This window comes from Ruminococcus sp. AF17-1AC (genome assembly GCF_003461385.1).
Classification (GTDB): Bacteria; Bacillota; Clostridia; order Oscillospirales; family Ruminococcaceae; genus Hominimerdicola; species Hominimerdicola aceti.
Map to the genome: position 1 here is coordinate 1 of NZ_QTWZ01000001.1, position 17,820 is coordinate 17,820.

Annotated in this window: 13 protein-coding genes; 4 read left to right on the plus strand and 9 right to left on the minus strand. The window is 43.8% G+C overall.

The window, feature by feature from the left end:
• Positions 1–109 precede the first annotated feature (109 nt).
• From mfd to glmU, 3 genes are all read right to left on the minus strand, one after another.
• On the minus strand, positions 110–3,565 hold the full coding sequence (gene mfd / locus DWW81_RS00005) for a transcription-repair coupling factor (protein ID WP_117896553.1): 3,456 nt from the start codon (positions 3,563–3,565) through the stop codon (positions 110–112).
• A 106-nt stretch (positions 3,566–3,671) separates the two neighbouring features.
• Positions 3,672–4,295: an aminoacyl-tRNA hydrolase gene (pth, locus tag DWW81_RS00010; protein ID WP_117865607.1), complete on the minus strand. Its 624-nt coding sequence runs from the start codon at positions 4,293–4,295 to the stop codon at positions 3,672–3,674.
• 224 nt (positions 4,296–4,519) lie between these two features.
• Positions 4,520–5,947 carry a bifunctional UDP-N-acetylglucosamine diphosphorylase/glucosamine-1-phosphate N-acetyltransferase GlmU gene (gene glmU / locus DWW81_RS00015; RefSeq protein ID WP_117896554.1) on the minus strand — a complete coding sequence of 476 codons (1,428 nt, stop codon included), beginning with the start codon at positions 5,945–5,947 and terminating at the stop codon, positions 4,520–4,522.
• Between the two features lie 226 nt (positions 5,948–6,173).
• Between glmU and DWW81_RS00020 the strand changes: the two genes are divergently transcribed.
• Positions 6,174–6,992, plus strand: a complete 819-nt coding sequence (locus tag DWW81_RS00020) for an AraC family transcriptional regulator (RefSeq protein ID WP_181982618.1) — start codon at positions 6,174–6,176, stop codon at positions 6,990–6,992.
• A gap of 13 nt (positions 6,993–7,005) precedes the next feature.
• The gene (locus tag DWW81_RS00025) at positions 7,006–7,500 is read left to right on the plus strand and encodes a hypothetical protein (protein WP_117896556.1); all 495 of its coding nucleotides are present in this window, start codon (positions 7,006–7,008) and stop codon (positions 7,498–7,500) included.
• Between the two features lie 175 nt (positions 7,501–7,675).
• Here the strand turns inward: DWW81_RS00025 and DWW81_RS00030 are convergent, their stop codons facing one another.
• Positions 7,676–8,674 carry a glycoside hydrolase family 130 protein gene (locus tag DWW81_RS00030; RefSeq protein WP_046440570.1) on the minus strand — a complete coding sequence of 333 codons (999 nt, stop codon included), beginning with the start codon at positions 8,672–8,674 and terminating at the stop codon, positions 7,676–7,678.
• Positions 8,675–9,254: 580 nt separating this feature from the next.
• On the opposite strand from DWW81_RS00030, the gene DWW81_RS00035 reads away from it, so the two are divergent.
• Entirely contained in the window at positions 9,255–10,532 is a 1,278-nt protein-coding gene (locus DWW81_RS00035) for an aminotransferase class I/II-fold pyridoxal phosphate-dependent enzyme (protein ID WP_117896557.1), read from the plus strand.
• 335 nt (positions 10,533–10,867) lie between these two features.
• Here the strand turns inward: DWW81_RS00035 and DWW81_RS00040 are convergent, their stop codons facing one another.
• From DWW81_RS00040 to DWW81_RS00060, 5 genes are all read right to left on the minus strand, one after another.
• Positions 10,868–11,731 (minus strand): carbohydrate ABC transporter permease, encoded by an 864-nt coding sequence (locus DWW81_RS00040; RefSeq protein ID WP_117896558.1) that lies wholly within the window; start codon positions 11,729–11,731, stop codon positions 10,868–10,870.
• Entirely contained in the window at positions 11,731–12,699 is a 969-nt protein-coding gene (locus DWW81_RS00045; RefSeq protein ID WP_022288679.1) for a sugar ABC transporter permease, read from the minus strand. Before DWW81_RS00045 ends, DWW81_RS00040 begins: the two co-directional genes overlap by 1 nt.
• Before the next feature lie 73 nt (positions 12,700–12,772).
• A complete protein-coding gene (locus DWW81_RS00050; protein WP_117896559.1) occupies positions 12,773–14,140 on the minus strand; it encodes an extracellular solute-binding protein in 1,368 nt (455 codons plus the stop codon).
• A 400-nt stretch (positions 14,141–14,540) separates the two neighbouring features.
• Entirely contained in the window at positions 14,541–15,536 is a 996-nt protein-coding gene (locus DWW81_RS00055; RefSeq protein WP_117896560.1) for a LacI family DNA-binding transcriptional regulator, read from the minus strand.
• A 138-nt stretch (positions 15,537–15,674) separates the two neighbouring features.
• Positions 15,675–16,313, minus strand: coding sequence for a hypothetical protein (locus DWW81_RS00060; protein ID WP_117865586.1), 639 nt, complete (start codon positions 16,311–16,313; stop codon positions 15,675–15,677).
• 250 nt (positions 16,314–16,563) lie between these two features.
• On the opposite strand from DWW81_RS00060, the gene spoIVB reads away from it, so the two are divergent.
• A complete protein-coding gene (gene spoIVB / locus DWW81_RS00065; RefSeq protein WP_117896561.1) occupies positions 16,564–17,790 on the plus strand; it encodes a SpoIVB peptidase in 1,227 nt (408 codons plus the stop codon).
• Positions 17,791–17,820 lie beyond the last annotated feature (30 nt).

Consider the following 17,820-nt stretch of genomic DNA (forward strand, 5'->3'; position numbering starts at 1 on the left):
TTGTTCCTTTAATACAAAAAGTGACAGCTGAGCGTCGCTCAGTTGTCACTTTGCTCGGTGTTTCCTCTGCTTTGTGTTAATGATTTACTCGGTATGGCTCCGCCATTCCTCACTCCTCATTCCTCATTAATCTTACCGTTTCCGCCATTAATTCTGCCGCTTTCTGCTTTTTCTCCAATGTCACTGCAAAATACGGTTTCTCTCCGTCAAAAAACCTGATCCTATTCTTATATGCTCCATACAACGCTTGTATCTGCTCCACCTCTGCGGTTTTCACAAAGAACAGCACCTTATCCCCTCTTTGTGTTATTTCTTTTATGCCAAGCTTTGAAGCAGTATTTCTCGTAATTGCAACGTTCACCAATCCCAGCACCGATTTCGGTGGGTCGCCGTATCTATCTATAAGCTCGTCGATAACGTCCCTGGAATCCTCCTCATTGCCTATGGAAGCTATCTTCCTATAGCAATCTATCCTCTGTGACAGATTTTCTATATAATGGTCAGGTATAAATGCGTCTATGGATATATCCACCAAACAATCCTCAGGTGACGGTGGCAGAGCCTCTCCCTTTTGTTCAGCTATAGCCTCATTGAGCAATCTCAGGTACATATCATAGCCTACTGCCTCCATATGACCATGCTGTTTACCGCTGAGTATAGAGCCTGCACCTCTTATTTCAAGGTCACGCAATGCTATCCTGAAGCCTGAGCCGAACTGTGTGAACTCTCTTATTGCATCAAGCCTTTTTGCCGCTACCTCAGTGAGTACCTTGCCACGTCTGAAAGTGAAGTACGCAAAAGCACGGCGGTTTGATCTTCCCACACGTCCACGGAGCTGATAGAGCTGTGAAAGGCCTAATCTGTCAGCGTCCTCTATTATAAGTGTATTTACATTCGGCACGTCAACACCCGTTTCGATTATGGTGGTGCAGACCAGTATATCTATTTCTCTGTCGCAAAGCTGCCGCCATATTTCCGACAGCTCCTCCTCGGGCATTTGTCCGTGTGCGAACGCTATCCTTGCGTCAGGGAGCATTTCCTGAAGCTTATTTGCGGTCATCATGATAGTTTCCACCCTGTTGTGGATATAATACACCTGACCGCCACGTCGCAGCTCCTTGCTTATTGCCTGCGCTATAACGCCCATATTATGCTCTATAACATAGGTCTGAACAGGGTGTCTGTCCATAGGCGGCTCCTCTATGACCGACATATCTCTGATACCGCTCATTGCCATGTTAAGCGTTCTTGGTATCGGGGTAGCCGAAAGTGTAAGCACATCAACACCCTTGAAAGTTTCCTTGAACTTTTCCTTATGGGCAACACCAAAACGCTGTTCCTCGTCTATGATAACAAGGCCCAAGTCCTTGAACTTAACGTCTTTCTGCACAAGCCTGTGCGTGCCTATGATAAGGTCGATAGTGCCACGGTTAAGCTCTCTTATTATCTGCTGTTGCTCCTTTGGTTTTCTAAATCTCGACAAAAGCTCCACCTTCACCGGGAAATGCTCAAATCTTTTTATCGCCGTCTGATAATGCTGCCATGCAAGAACAGTTGTTGGCACAAGTATAGCCACCTGCTTGTTATCAAGCATACACTTGAACGCCGCACGGAGAGCCACCTCCGTTTTGCCGAAGCCCACATCTCCGCAGAGAAGTCTGTCCATTGGGGACGGCTTTTCCATATCTGACTTTATCTCCTGTATAGATCTTAACTGATCGTCGGTTTCCTGATAATCGAAACGCTCCTCAAAATCCGCCTGCCAATCGTTGTCAGGGGAAAAAGCAAAACCCTTTGCCATTTGTCTTTGAGCATAAAGCTTTGTAAGCTCCTCCGCCATATCCTTTACGGCAGACTTTACCTTGTTTCGTGTCTTTGTCCACTCCATAGAGTTGAGCTTATTGAGCTTCACTGCCCCGTCATCTCTAGGACCTATATATCTTGACACAAGGTCAAGCTGAGTAACAGGCACATAAAGCACGTCCGTACCTGCATATTTTATTGTGATATAATCCTTTGTTACGCCGTTCGTTTCTATATTTTTTATTCCTGAAAATCTGCCTATGCCGTACATAGCATGAACAACAAGGTCGCCTGTCTGTATATCCGAAAGGCTTTTTATCTCTTCTCCTGCCTTGTGACGGGATTTTCTCTTCTTTGCACTCATGGCTTTCATCTGAGTGATAGCCGCACAGCCTATGTCAGGATAATCAAAGCCACCTGACAGACAGCCCGTGCGCAGGTATACCTTACCCTTTATTATCTCGCTGTCCTCAGTGAGGATCTCCGCAGAGATGCCAGCATCATTAAGGTCTTTATTTATAATAGGAAGCGTCTTTTCCGAGCCTGCCAGCACAACAGTGCAATACCCCTGAGAGCAGAGATTTTTCAGTTCTTCTTCAAGATTGATGATATTACCGCCCCAAGCCGCCGTTTGTCGGCAGTCGGTATTGATAAGCTTTTTGAACTTCACGCCGTTGTTAGAGCGCATAAAGCTGTCAAGAAACACCGACTTCATTTGTGTTATTTTTAGTTCCGCTTGTGGTATATCAAGATAAAAGCCCTCCAGCTTTCTGAACAGTATGCCGTCCTCATAAAGAAGCTTCATATCCTCCGAAAGCTGAGCAAGAGCCGCCTTGCCCTTTTCGATACAGTTAGTATACTCCGACACAAGGCAAACACCGCTTTGAAAATAGTCAAAAATAGTTGTGAGCTTGTCATAGCACACAGTATAATACTTATCAAGATTAGTGAGGGTGATACCGCTCTGAGCCGTTTCTATATCCCTTGAAATATTCGTTCTTATCTTATCGGTACGGCTTCCACGAACAGACTTCGACAAGGCTTCAAGCTTTGTCACAAGGTCATCAGTGTCAGGGAAAATTATCTCCAAGGCAGGGAAAACCGCTATCTCGTCTATTGGGTCGGTACGTCTTTGGCTTTCGGGGTCAAAATATGATATAGAGTCAACCTCGTCGCCCCAAAGCTCTATTCTCACAGGACGTGACTCCTGCACAGGGAAAATATCGGCGATAGAGCCTCTCACAGAAAACTGCGCCTGACCCTCCACCTGATCTGTTCTTGTATATCCGCCTGCAAGCAGCTTGTTCGTAAGCTCCTCAAGACTCAGTTCGCCCCCTGTTTTTACCTCAAAGGAAAACTCTTTCAGCTTATCCTGCGGAATAGTTCCCTGCAAGCAAGCTTCCATACTTGCGGCGATTATCTTGCATTTGCCCTGAGTGATAAGAGAAAGAGCTTCCAGCCTTTTATGCTCATATTCTCTTGAAACGCCCTCCATGTATGCAAAGTTCAGGTCTTTTGCAGGAAAAACGCAGGCAAGCTGTTCCCCAGCCATTTCGTTTATATCCCCTGTCATTCTAATGGCAGACGCTTCGTCGTCGCATATAACAAGGCAAGGGGAAAGCCTGCTGAGAGCCATTGCGGTCTGAGCCTTGTGTATATTTGAAACGCCAGTGACCGCACAAGGAGTAAACCCTTTGAGCAGGCAGTTTTTCACATCTTTATAAAAGCCAAGACGGCTCGCCATTTCGTAAAAAATATTCATCTTGCTGTTCTCCGAAAAAAAGTTTTAATAACAATATAACTGTAGGGGACGGCGCCCTCGACGTCCCGATATTTGTCTTTATCAATATGTCGGTCAAAAATTGTCCCTAATTGAACTTGTTCATAGCCTCGTTTATCTTGCCCTGCACCATAAGCTCCACAGCCTCGCAGGTGTTTTTATCCACATCAGAAAGCTTTTTCATTTCCTCGTCAGTGAATCTTGAAAGCACCCAGTCAGCCAAGTTGTAATCAGGATGAGGCTTTTTGCCCACGCCTATTTTTACCCTTGGGAAATCCTGACCGCCACACAGTGCGATAATGCTTTTTATGCCGTTATGACCCCCAGCCGAACCGTTTCTGCGTATCCTCATTTTGCCCACGTCAAGTGAAATATCGTCATAGACCACGACAACATTTTCAAGCGGTATATCATAAAAGTCCATAGCGTCGCTGACAGCCTCACCGCTATTGTTCATGAAAGTTTCAGGCTTCATGACAAGACAGCTTTTTCCACCTATAACGGCACGTCCCACAAGAGCCTTGAACTTATGTGTATTCACCGAAAAGCCGTATTTCTTTTCCATAGCCGCCACCGCAAGAAAGCCTGCGTTATGGCGAGTATTCTCATAAGCCACGCCGGGATTGCCAAGCCCCACGATAATATACTCAGGCTTGCCCATAGCCGTTTCCCTCTCGGCAGACAATTTCTTTAATTTCTCAAATATATCCATTGTAAATTCTCCTATCTTTTATAATATGTCAGCCCCGACAGCTTATTCTATCCACGCACAATAACCCCGTCTTTATGCAAGACGGGGTATAAACAAAAGCCGACATTTTACTGTCGGCTTTATTATAGCATATGAGATTTTGTTTGTCAAACGAAAAATGAATAAAATTAGCAGAAAGCAAAAGCAAGTGGCTGTTCGTTCACACTCAAAGCTAATATCCGCTCTTACTTCTCCTCAGACTTGCCGTGGATAGCCTCGAACTTTTCTGTTCTCGCCTTGAGCTTCTTCTCAGCGTAGCCCTCTTTGATAGTTTCTCTGCCACGCTCGATAGCAAGTGCGTTGTCAGGGATATCAGTTGTGATAGTAGAGCCTGCCGCTGTGTATGCACCCTTGCCGACTCTTACAGGTGCAACAAGGTTTGTGTTGCAGCCGATGAAAGCATTGTCCTCGATAACAGTTCTGAACTTCTTGTCGCCGTTGTAGTTTACTGTTACAACGCCGCAGCCGAAGTTTACATTTGAACCGACGTCAGAATCGCCGATGTATGTAAGATGTGCCACCGCTGTGTATTCGCCGATAGTGGAGTTCTTTATCTCCACAAAGTCACCTATCTTCGCACCCTTCTTGATGTGTGAATTAGGTCTGAGCTGAACATAAGGTCCTATCTTAACGTCGTCCTCGATAACAGACTCGTAAGCCTGAACGTTGTTGAGGTTTACGCCGTTTCCTACAGTTGTGTTCTCTATTATGCAGTTGTTGCCGATATTGCAGTTCTCGCCGATAGTGGTGTTTCCTCTAAGTATAACTCCGCTGTGTATCTTTGTTCCATGACCGATAGTAACATTGTTTCCGATAGAAACACCGTCTGTGCAGCAGAACTCGATACCCTCGTCAAGCCACTTTCCTATTATCTCATATCTTGCGATATCATTGAGTGCAAGCAGACCACGTCTGTCATTTGCACCAAGCGCAACATGAGGATTTGCAGAAATAAATGCGTCAGCCTTTTTGCCCTTTGCAATAAGCAGTTCGATGCAGTCTGTAAGATAATACTCACCCTGAGCGTTCTCAGGCTTGATGTCGAAAAGAACTTCCAGCAGATCAGCCGTCTTGAACCAGTAACAGCCTGAGTTTATCTCAGTGATAGCAAGCTGCATAGGTGTGCAGTCCTTGTGCTCAACTATTCCTGAAATGCCATTCTCAGTGCGGATTATTCTGCCGTAGCCTGTAGGGTTCTCAACTCTTGATGTAACAACAGTTACGCCGCAGTCCTTTTCAGTATGAAGCTCCAGCGCACCCTTGATAGTTTCTGCGTCGATAAAAGGAGCATCGCCGTAGAGTATAAGTGTGTTTCCCTCAGCGTGAGCTTTAAGGAAGTCAGCCGCCTGCATAACAGCATGACCTGTGCCAAGTCGCTCTTCCTGCATAACAGTGCAGATATCAGCCTTTGACTTTCTCTGTGCAAGATAATCCTCTATCTGCTGACCCTCGTAGCCTTTTACAACGCAGATATCGTCAAGCTCTGCATTTTCGCAGGCTGTCAGCACCCACTCCAGCATAGGCTCGCCGATAACATTGCACAAAGCCTTTGGCATATTGGTCTTCATTCTCTTGCCCTGTCCGCCGGCAAGAATAATAACATTGTTCTCCATAATACAAATTCCTTTCAGATACGTCCCACAAAATAAGACTTGGCACTTTCGCACCATTTCCTTATTATTATAATACGGTTGGGATAAAAAGTCAACAGTTGGTTCATATTTTACCGCAATTTATTCTTTTGCTTGACAACATATTGCGACACTGCTATAATAAAATGTGTAGTTATCATGTTAATATATTGCAGTTTTTTCTGCTTCAGATATGGGGGAAAAATATATGCAGAAACAATTCTATCCTGTTATAGGAACTGAAAAAGCTCTGCCATTTTATATCATCGGCATAGGCGTGAGCTGCTGGCAGTTTCCTGTCAGCAGACCGGAGGGCTATGATTATCCTCAGCTTTTCGTCTGTCTTGAGGGCGAGGGTGAGGTAACGGTAGACGGCAAGACCGTAAAAATAATGCCTGACAGCATTTTCTATATACCACCGCACTGTCCCCACGAATATAGATCCATGACTCATTCATGGTATCTTGACTGGGTGTGCTTTGACGGCAAACAGGCTCTCGAGCTGCTGAAAGAATGGGATCTTAACAAATTTCATGTTTTCTTAAACTGTGGTGCAGATCGTATGCACAAGCTTTTTGACAGCGCATATTACACCATAAAAAGCGATAAGGCATACGGCAACTATTATGCCTCCGCACAGCTTTACGATATGCTTCTTGAATACCGCAAGCTTTCGGACGATAAGTTCCCATACAAGAGCCGTGTAAATTCCGAAGCCGTCGCAAAGGTCATGAAATACACCGAGGAGAATTATTCAAAGCCTATAAAACTCGCAGATATGGCGGCTGTGGCAGGGGTATCAGAACAGCACCTTTGCAGACTTTTCAAGAAAAATTTCAGCATAAGACCAATGGAATATTTAAACACAGTGCGCATAAGCCACGCAAAGGAGCTTCTTACCTACTCATCAAAGACAGTTGCGGAGATAGCTTCGGAAACAGGCTTCAGCGACAGCTCGTATTTTTATGTTGTATTCAAAAAGCACGAGAACATCTCTCCGGCGGAATACAGAAAGATAAAGGCATAAGGTGGCAATAAATATGGAACAAAAATATATCTATTCCTTTTCTCAGATAGAGGATAAGGTCAAAGCTTTGCATGAAACCAATACTGAGGCTGCAGCAGCCGTTGCCCTTTCGTGGCTGGGGCTGAGCCGTGATGAGCTTAAAACACTCAGGGTATCAGACTACAACAGCACAATGCGAATGCTCCACTCTGCAGGCAGAGTGGTGTACGTCCGTGAAGATCTTATAGCAGATATGCTTAAAGCTATATGTGAGGAGGCTCCTGAATACAGCATGGGCTTTTTCATCACAGACGTGAACTCTGCATACGAAGCCGCAGAAAAGCAGAAGCTTTCCCCTATCAGCGTGCTTAAAATGAGATACTTCTACGAAAAGCACAGTGCAAAGCTTTCAGGAGAGCCTGAGGACAGAGTATTTCTCAAAGAGATACTGCGCTCAGTTGGCGAAAGCGAAGCTGATATGGAAAAGCAATTCGCCGAATACGAAAAGGACGCACCTGAAAAAATATAGACCATTGCTACCGCACAAATACATCGTCTGTATGTAGTTCATTTGCTTACACATCTATTTGTTATAATTCACAAGACGGCTTTCAAAGCCGTCTTTTTTATGTCCTAACAACAAAAAGAGCAAAACCGAAGTTCTGCTCTTTTGTAAACTATTCTATTAGTCTATCAGATCGAAATTAGATAGAAGAATGGCTCTTTACATAGTCAACAACAGCGTCAACAGTTGTGTAAGCAAGACCTACGCAAGTGTCAGCACAGCCGTAGTAAATAGCAATTCTGCCTGTGTCAGCGTCGCAAAGTGTTGCGCATGGGAATGTTACGTTCTGAACATCGCCTACGCACTCATAGATCTCTCTTGGGTTGATGAGATACTCGCCGCATCTGTACTTGACCTTCCATGGCTGCTCCTTGTCAAGGATGCAAGCTGAGAAGCTGTATACAAAGCCGTTGCAAGACTCAAGAACACCGTGATAGAAGCAGAGCCAGCCCTCGTCTGTCTCTATTGGAATAGGACCTGCACCGATCTTCTTGGACTCCCAGCCCTTGAGAGGACCCATAACGTGTCTGTGCTCGCCCCAGTACTTCATGTCAGGTGACTGTGAAATGTACATATCACCGAATGGAGTGTGACCTGAGTCAGAAGGTCTTGAGAACATTACATACTTGCCGTCAATCTTTCTTGGGAAGAGTACGCCGTTTCTGTTGAATGGGAGAAATGCGTTCTCGCACTGATAGAATGTCTTGAAATCATATGTATAGCCTACGCCGATAGTTGGCTTCCAGCCGTATGCATTACACCATGTTACCCAATATCTGTCTTCGATGAAGCATACTCTTGGGTCATAACCATATCCCCACTGATTTACTTCTTCTGTAGACTTTTCAGCCTGCTCGAACATAATTCTTGTTGGGTTGATGTTCCAGTGAATACCGTCCTCGGAGAAACCAGCATGGAGAGCCATGTTTCTTTCCTTATCGTCAACACGGAATACACCTGCGAACTTGCCCTCGAAAGGAACTACCGCACTGTTGAAGATAGAGTTTGATGTAGGAAGAAGATTTCTAGGAATGATAGGGTTTCTGTTATCTCTCCAGATCACTTCATTGCAGTCAGCCGGCTTATCCTGCCAAGGCATATTTGGGATAGCCTGTCCGTTGATTACTTTAACGCTCATGTTAAAATCCACCTTTCATAATATAAAAAATGATTACTTTTTATTTTTCCCCCGAATACATATGCGAATATATCCTCCGCTTATTCAAGGCGATGTCATTCGGCTTGCCATTTTGGTAAAACGCCGTTGTTACTATTAAAGCATACTTTAAGAAAAATTTCAAGTCCCTATTTTTGCTGAAAACGTTTAGAATTTGAATGTAAACGTATTCTTCTTAAATTTAACATTTTATTAACACTTTGCTTGTTTCATATTTTTGCATTGCGATAAAAAACTGCGGTTTTCTGTATCTGCAGGCTCAGTTAGTTCTAACAAAACAAAAAACGGATCATCAACAAGCGTTTTGAATGTAAATTATAAAAGTTGCCCATAATGGCCATATTCGCATAAGCATATTCGTGCAAGTTTCTGATTTTTTGCAGGAATGATAAAAAGCACTTGCAAAAACAGTGAAAAGGGTATACAATATAAGTAAGGATATCAGATACGTTCGGCAGAGTGCGGCGAAAGTCGGGATTTGCCGAATTGTTCTGTATAGTAGTGTACTATAATTTATAATTTACAAGTGGAGGACATTGATATGAAACTAACAGAAATGTCTGCAGAGGAACTGGCAGCATTCAAGGCGGAAGTCCAGAAAGAATATGACGATTTCAAGGCTCAGGGATTGTCGCTGAACATGGCAAGAGGAAAGCCGTCTGCCGAACAGCTCGACCTGACAGAGGGTCTGCTCACAGCAGTAAAGAGCAGCGAGGATTGTTTCGCTGAGGACGGCACAGATTGCAGAAACTACGGCGGTCTTGACGGTCTGCCTGAAGCAAAGGCGCTTTTTGCTCCTATGCTGGGCGTAAAGCCTGACGAACTTATCATTTGCGGAAACTCAAGCCTTAACATCATGTATGACACTATCGCAAAGTTCATGCTTTTCGGCACAGGCGACGGTGAAAAGCCTTGGAAGGATACAAAAGTAAAGTGGCTCTGCCCTGTTCCGGGATATGACAGACATTTTCTTATAACAGAAAAAATGGGCTTTGAGCTTGTAAACATTCCAATGGACAAAAACGGTCCTGACATGGATATGGTAGAAAAGCTCGTTGCCGAGGACGATACTATAAAGGGTATATGGTGTGTTCCAATGTACGCTAACCCTACAGGCACAACATACTCTGACGAAGTAGTAAAGCGTCTTGCAGCCATGAAGACAAAGGCTAAGGATTTCAAGATATTCTGGGATAACGCATATTGTATCCACCACCTTTCTGATACGCCTGACACACTTCTCAACATTCTTGACGAGTGTGAAAAGGCAGGCAACCCTGACAGAGTTTATATGCTCGCCTCCACTTCAAAGGTAACGTTCCCTGGTGCAGGCGTTGCAATGATAGCGTCATCTGAAAAGAACATCAAGTACCTCAAATCCATGATGACAGTTCAGACTATCGGCTATGACAAGATAAATCAGCTCCGCCACGTTAAGTTCTTCGGCACATATGAAAACCTTATGGAGCATATGAAGAAGCACAGAGCTATAATCGAGCCTAAGTTCAAGATAGTTCTTGACACTCTCGAAAAGGAGATAGCACCTCTGGGAATCGGAAGCTGGGAGAAGCCAAACGGCGGTTACTTTATAAGCTTCAACGCTCTTAACGGCTGTGCAAAGAGAATTTGTCAGCTTTGCAAAGAGGCAGGCGTAGTCCTCACAGGTGCAGGTGCAACATACCCTTACGGAAAGGACCCTGACGATTCAAACATCAGAATTGCTCCTACATTCCCGCCTGAGAACGAGCTTAAAATTGCAGCCGACGTGTTCGCTACAGCAGTTAAGCTTGCAAGTGCAGAAAAGCTTCTTGCAGAATAATTCAACAAAGTCAAGATAACAATACTCTCTATATAAAAAAGCGATGACCTTGCAAAAGGCTCATCGCTTTTTTGTTTGCCTATAAAGCAAAAGCGGTATCGACCTCCTAAAAGGTCATACCGCCTGCTATGGTAAGGAAATTAAAGGCAACACCGCACAAGGCACGCCTGTCGGCTTTGCACGCAATCTGCTTGCAGATTTTCCGTCATATAGCACAGAAATTTCTTGACATACGTCAGTATGCCTGCAAAATTTCTGCACTATCTGACAAAAAATCTGACTGCGCATCTTACGCACAATCCTTGTGCGGTGCTGCCTTAAAATAGAAATAAAGCTTATTCTTTTACAGCTCCCGAAACAAGTCCGCTGTAAATGTACTTTTGCAGTAAGAGGAATATAATAAGAGTCGGAATGATACAAATTACGATTCCCGCAAAAACTACCTCCCACTGTACAGAAGTGGCATTCATAAGATTGTAAAGCACAGTTGAAATAACAACGTGGTCATCATCAGGCATATAAAGCTTTGGAGTGTAGAAATCGTTGTAGATACCAACGAACTTGATGATAAGCACTGTTGCTATTGCAGGCTTGAGGTTAGGGAGAATTATGCTGAAATATACCCTTGGATAAGAAGCACCGTCCATAATAGCACTTTCGTCCAGGGAATATGATATCTGTCCCAAAAACTGAATGAAAATATAGATAGAAATAATATCTGTACCGATATTCAAAATGATAGGTGCAAGCATAGATCTGTAAAGACCAAGCTTGTAAACTATCTGGAATACCGTTACCTGCATTGTGATATTAGGCAGAAGCGTTGCAATAAGGAACGCTGTCTTTACTACTCTTGAAAAATAGGTGTTGAAGCGCTGAACCACATAAGCCGTCATCGTACCTGTTATTATCGAACCAACGCAGGATACAACAATTATTATAGCCGTGTTTTTGAATGCAAGAAGAATGTTCTGTGTAAAAAACGCTGTCTTGAAGTTCTCCCACTGAGGCACTTCCGGAAGAGTGAACACCGTGGTGTTTGAAAGCTCTTTGTAGGTTTTCAGCGAGCCTATGAGCACAACAAGTATCGGTACTATTACTATAAGACAGCAGAGTATAAGAAAAGCATACTTGAAAATGTTCAGTACCCTTGAGCCGATATAAAGCGGCTTTGAATCTTTGTTTTCATTCTGTGCCATTATTTCACAGCCCCCTTTCTGCTCCTTTTGTTCTCCTTAGGGGTCTTGTCGTCCTCACGGAAGAAGTATTTTTGTATAAACGTTACGATTATCGTTATGATAAGCAGCACGATACCCATTGCCGAAGCAAGACCCACCTTTTTCAGCGAGAACGCTGTGTTGATAGTCTTGATAACGAATGTGGTAGTGCCCATCATGCCCTTTGTTGTGATATATGGTATCTCGAATACTGAGATAGCACCCTTTACAGCAAGGATAAGCTGCAATGAGATGATAGGCTTTATGCTTGGAAATACGATATATCTGAAGTTCTGCCATGGATTAGCACCGTCAAGGTCAGCCGCCTCGTAAAGGTCAGGGCTGATAGACTGGATAGCACCGATATACATGATGATATCAAAGCCTATGTATTTCCATATGGAAATGAACACCAAGCAGCAGTTTGCAAGAAACGGCCTGTCAACATCGAACCACAGTATCGGGTCAAGACCCAGTGTGGTAAGGATAGTGTTGAGCGTTCCGTCAGGGGTAAGACCCTTTTGACCTTTGAGGAAAAATCTTTGGAATATGATAGATACCGCAACGCCGTTCATAAGATAAGGGAAGAAAAGTATTCCCTTGAAAAGTCCCTTTGCTCTTATCTTTGAGCAGAGGATAGACGCCAGCAGCAAAGCCAGTGCCTGCTGAATAAATGAACCAACAAGATAATAAAGGCTGTTCTTGAAAGTTTCAAGATAGTCCTTGTCGGTGAATATCGTTACATAATTTGAAAAGCCTGCATATGTAGGGTTAGTGCCGTATGGATCTCTGTTCTGAAAACTGAATATGACCATATCCAGAGCAGGGATAAAGGTAAACGTTACAAGCAGGATTATCGGCAGTGCAAGAAACAGTATAGAAGTATAGAACTTTTTACCCGCATAAGTCTTTGACCACTGTGCAATGCCTTTTCTATTGCCGTTTTGCATTTGAGGTCCTCCTGAACACAATTATCAGGCACAGGAACAATGCCTGTACCTGATAAGGGATTTATCTTAAGTCTTAGCCGAGAACTTTATCTCTTGCAGCAGCCCACTTCTTGTTTACATCAGCGATGATCTCGTTGAAACCGTCGTCGCCCTTGCCTGCGAATGCTGCCTCAGCAAGCTTGATCTTGAAGTTGTCCTCGTCGCCCTGCCATACGCCAACGCCTGACTCCTTGTCGATCTCGTCGAACTTACCAACGAGGTCATCCGGACAAACAGCCTTCTCGAAGAATACAGCGTCCTTGAATCCTGCCAGTGTGCTTGGGAGTTCCTTGTTCTGAACTGTTGAGATCATACCCTCCTGCTCAGAGAAACCTGAATCAGAAACGAACCACTCAACATACGCCTTTGCAAGATCCTGATTCTTGGAGTTTGCACTTACGCCGAGAGTATAGTCAGGGCCTTCCTCTGCGTATACCTTTCCGTCAGCCGCAGTGATAGGAACAGGCATATAACCGATATCGTCAGGGTTCTCAGCCTTTTCCATGAACTGTGAAACTGCCCATGAGCCCATTACCATTGTTGCTATCTTGCCCTCGCCGAACCATACCTTTGATGACTCCCACTCTGTGTTAGCGTGGTCTTCTTCAAGAAGGTCAGGCTTTGAGAACAGATCATACATCAGCTTATATACTTCATAATAGCCGTTTCCCTCTACAAAGAGGTCGCTCTTATCCTGAAGAAGCTTGTTTTCAGCTTCAGCACCGCCTGCTGCTGAAATAACAAGGTTCTGCCACTGAGTGATAGTCCAGCTTGCGTCCTTGAAGTTTGTGTAGTAAGGGATAGCGTCTGTGTTATCCTTGATGAGCTGAAGATCTGCAAGGAACTCGTCAGGAGTCTTAGGAGTTTCTGTGATACCAGCCTGCTCCCATATCTTCTTGTTGTAAAGAACGCCTGTAGCTGTTCCGCCTACCGCAAGTCCGTAAACATTGCCGTCAGCCGTCATCTTCTTGTCTGACCAGCGATATGTGTCCTTGAACTCGTCATAAGTTCCGAGAGATACGAAATATGTAGGAAGTTCCTCAAGCTTAAGGCTTGAAGGGATACAAAGAACATCGCCGTAATCATCTGTGCCCATTCTTGTTGCTACATCTGTATCGTAGTCCTTGTATGCAGTGTATTCAACTGTGCAGTTGTAAGCTTCCTCAAACTTGTCTGTGAGAGCGTCGAGCTTGCCGTCCTCTTTTCTGTCAGTTCTGTTTGTAAGAACTTCCAGTTTTGCACCCTTTGCGTCGAATGAGTCTTTGATATCAGCCTGCGATACTTCAGGTGTAACAGCCTTGCTGCTTGAATCTGTAGAGCTTCCGCAGCCTGTGAACGCACTCATTGTTCCCATTGACAAAACCAGTGCCATTGCACCGGCACATATCTTCTTTGCTTTCATACTTGATAACCTCCGAATTAGCTTAATTTTATTAAGTAAATTAATTTGTCTTCAACGACAATATTAAGTATACAGCCTAAATAAAATTAAGTCAATATCTTTTTAGAAATTAATATCTTTTTAATCTCAATTTTGTAAACAAACATAAACTTTAAGACCCGAATTTTAGCAATATGCACAAAAAAACGGCGACAGTCTTAACAAAGACTGTCGCCTAGATCAGACAACCGACACAACCAATGGGGTCATGTCGCAAACAATAGAAAATCATAGATTAGAAAGGTGCACTTAATAAGTACGGTTATATTATAACTTAAAATTACTCATTTGTCAATAGCAAAATAAAAAAAGATCAGCAACCGCCATGCTGATCTTTTTGTTATATTCGATAATAAAACACCTATATCCTCTTTACAGAGTCCTTTATAACGAGATCGCCCTCGATAGTTATTATCCTTGGCTTGCCGTCAGGTTCTTCCATTCTATCCATAAGTGTCATTACCGCAAGGTCTGCCATATAATCTGCGTCAACGTTTATAGTCGTGATAGTCGGGTCTGAAACTTCAGAGATCAGATAGTTATCATATCCCACAATGGAAATATCCTCAGGCACGTTATATCCCATGCCACGGAGCTGTCTTATTGCACGGTAAGCCGCCTCGTCGCAGTTGCACACGAAAGCCGTTGGCATATCGTCCTCAGGGAAAGTCATAGTGATAAAATCACGCTTGTCACGATCGTCGATACGCCACTTTTCGTTGACCTCATAGCCATGCTCTATCATAGCCTTTACATAGCCCATATATCTGTCAAAAATACTCGTTGTAGCAAATTTATTTCCTATGTATCCTATCTTCTTGTGACCCATTTTTATAAGATATGAAGTAAGCTTGTAGCCTCCGCTGTAGCCATTTGTCACAACAGCGTCCAAGTCTAAGGACGGCACATAGTAATCAAGCAGTACAAGATCTTTCACATTGTCATTAAGAAGCTTTGCATAATTCTTTGAAAGCTGTCCCAGTGAAATAAGTGCTGAAACCTGCTTGTCCTCGATACAATGCGGGAGCATGAGCCTGTCCTCGTCCTCCTGATCGAGATTTTCCATTATGCAGTACATATTCTCTTTTTTGAGCCTTGTTACAAGAGCGTTATACAACGCCCAATAAAAAGAACCGTTAGGATTGATGAATTTTGATGGGATAAGCACACCGATAGTATTGCCTCCCCTGTTCTGAGTGCTTTTCACGCCCACATAACCCATTTCGTCAGCGACCTGCTTTATCTTCTCTCTGAGAGCATCGCTAACTCCGCTTTTTCCTGCAAGGGCTTTTGACACAGTGACATTACTTGTGTCACAGGCTTTGGCTATATCTATAAGTGTAACTGCTTTCTTCAAAATTCTCACCGCTTTTTCTACTTAATGAACTTCTTAAAATAAACTCTGATAACATTCTCATTCAATTATATCATTTTATGACATAAAGTCAATAGAATATTGCAAAATCTCACATTTACACAAAAACGCAGACCAAAATCAGTTGATAATGCTCTCAACAGGAGCGTTATCCCTCTCTCTTTGCAGTCTTTTTCGCTCAATGAGTTTTCTTATTATAGTGCAGATGAGCAGAGTCGCTGATATGACAGCAACACCTATTATAGGATAAAATCTCCACATATATTCCTTATCCATATTCTGCAAAGACTGATCTACAGCCGAATTGCTCAGCTTGTCCTGTATCCTTTTTATAAGATATCCGCCCGCTTTAAGAAACGATATCATGCCCCCAAGGCTAAGTATAAAGGAAACGATATATTTTTTGAAAAACGCAAACAATATTCCTGCAAACATGACAACAACGCCTGCCGCCATTGCCCACAGCACCCACTTTGGCGGAACGGGCTCTATATACTTGCCCATGATGCCCACGATAGTTACACCGCCGTAGAAAAATCCCGAATACGCAAACGGCACTATCATAAGAAGCTTCAAAATAAGATAATAAACAGGCTCACCGTTCGGTTTTGTGCGTTTCGCCTTTTTCATCATCTTTTTCGCCGAGCGGCTCTGCCTTTCTCTGGCTTCCTCACGCTCTCTCTGTTCTTCAAGCTCCGCTTCTTTCCTGAGCCTGTCCTGCTTTTCTTTCTGTGCTTTAAGTCTGTCTTTTTTTGACATAATGTACCTCTTTTATGTATTAAAATATTATCGTATCATAGTGTTCTCATCAGATATTTTATTATATCATAGTATGCCACGAAATTCAACACATACAAATGAAATTTTATTCCTTTGCACTGTTAAGAAGGCAGAATAAAATTGAAAAAGGCTTTCCAAGACAAATAATACTTGTGCCGACGGCTGAATTAAATTTCTCAGCAGGTCAACAATAAAAGCGAAAAGAAAAACAGAAAGGAACGTGAAAAAAATGTCGTCATTTTTCAAAAAAACAGCCTGCGTCACAGGGATAATACTGCTGGGGCTGTTTGGTCTTATAGGATTTTATTCCACAACGCTCCCCGATTTCTACCTTGTTTCAAAGGGCAGCGAGCTTAGCGTGAACTCCTTTTTCACCATATCCTCAAAGCCCTGCGAAAGCAAGGTGACAGTGGCGGTGTCAGGCGGTTCGTCAGGAGCGTCACGATACACAAAAAATATGCTCATGCTTTTTGGGGCAGTGCCAGTCAAGGAGGTTGAATCAAAGACAATGGAAAGACCAATGCTTTATCCTTGCGGACAGCCATTCGGCATAAAGCTTCTCACAGAGGGCGTAATGGTGGTCGATCTGCAAAAGGTGGATTCTTCAAGCCCTGCCAAAGATTGCGGTATAAGAGAGGGCGATGTTATAGTATCTATCGACGGAGAAAAAGTCAAAAGCAACACAGACGTTGCAAAGATAATAAGAAGCTCAAACGGTGAAGCCTGCTCAGTGCGCATAAAGCGTGGAAGCAACGACCTGACCTTCAAGCTATGCCCACGCCTTGAGGACGGAAGCTACAAAGCAGGAATGTGGGTGCGTGACTCCTCCGCAGGCATAGGCACTCTCACATTCTATGACCCTGAAAACGGAACTTTCGGAGGCCTTGGTCACCCCGTATGCGACGCAGACACAAAAGAACCCCTCCCCCTCTCCGCAGGCACAGTTGGCGAAATAAACCTCACAGGCTTCAACAAGTCACGCTCAGGCTGTCCGGGACAGCTTTTAGGCGAGTTTGCAAACTCCGCCTCCACAGGTGATATCCTGAAAAACTGCGAAAGCGGCGTGTTCGGCACACTGAATGCAAATCCTTGCCCAAATGCAAAAGAGTTTCCTCTCGGCTTCCGTCAGGAGATACACCCCGGCAAAGCCAAAATACTCTCCTCTATTGACAATGACGGGCCAAAAGAGTACGAAGTTTCTATTGAGCAGATAAATCTCTCAGATTCTGCCGAGCATGACCTTGTTATCAAAATAACTGACAAGACGCTTCTTGAAAAAACAGGGGGCATTTTGCAGGGCATGAGCGGCTCGCCTATCATTCAGGACGGAAGACTCGTGGGCGCAGTGACCCATGTTTTTATCGAAGACACCGCCAAAGGCTACGGTATCTTCGCTGACGAAATGTATTCAAAGACCTCAGAGTTTGCCGAAAGCACCATAGAAAACGCAGGTTAGCGACCTTTGCCGATCGCTGTCGATTTATGA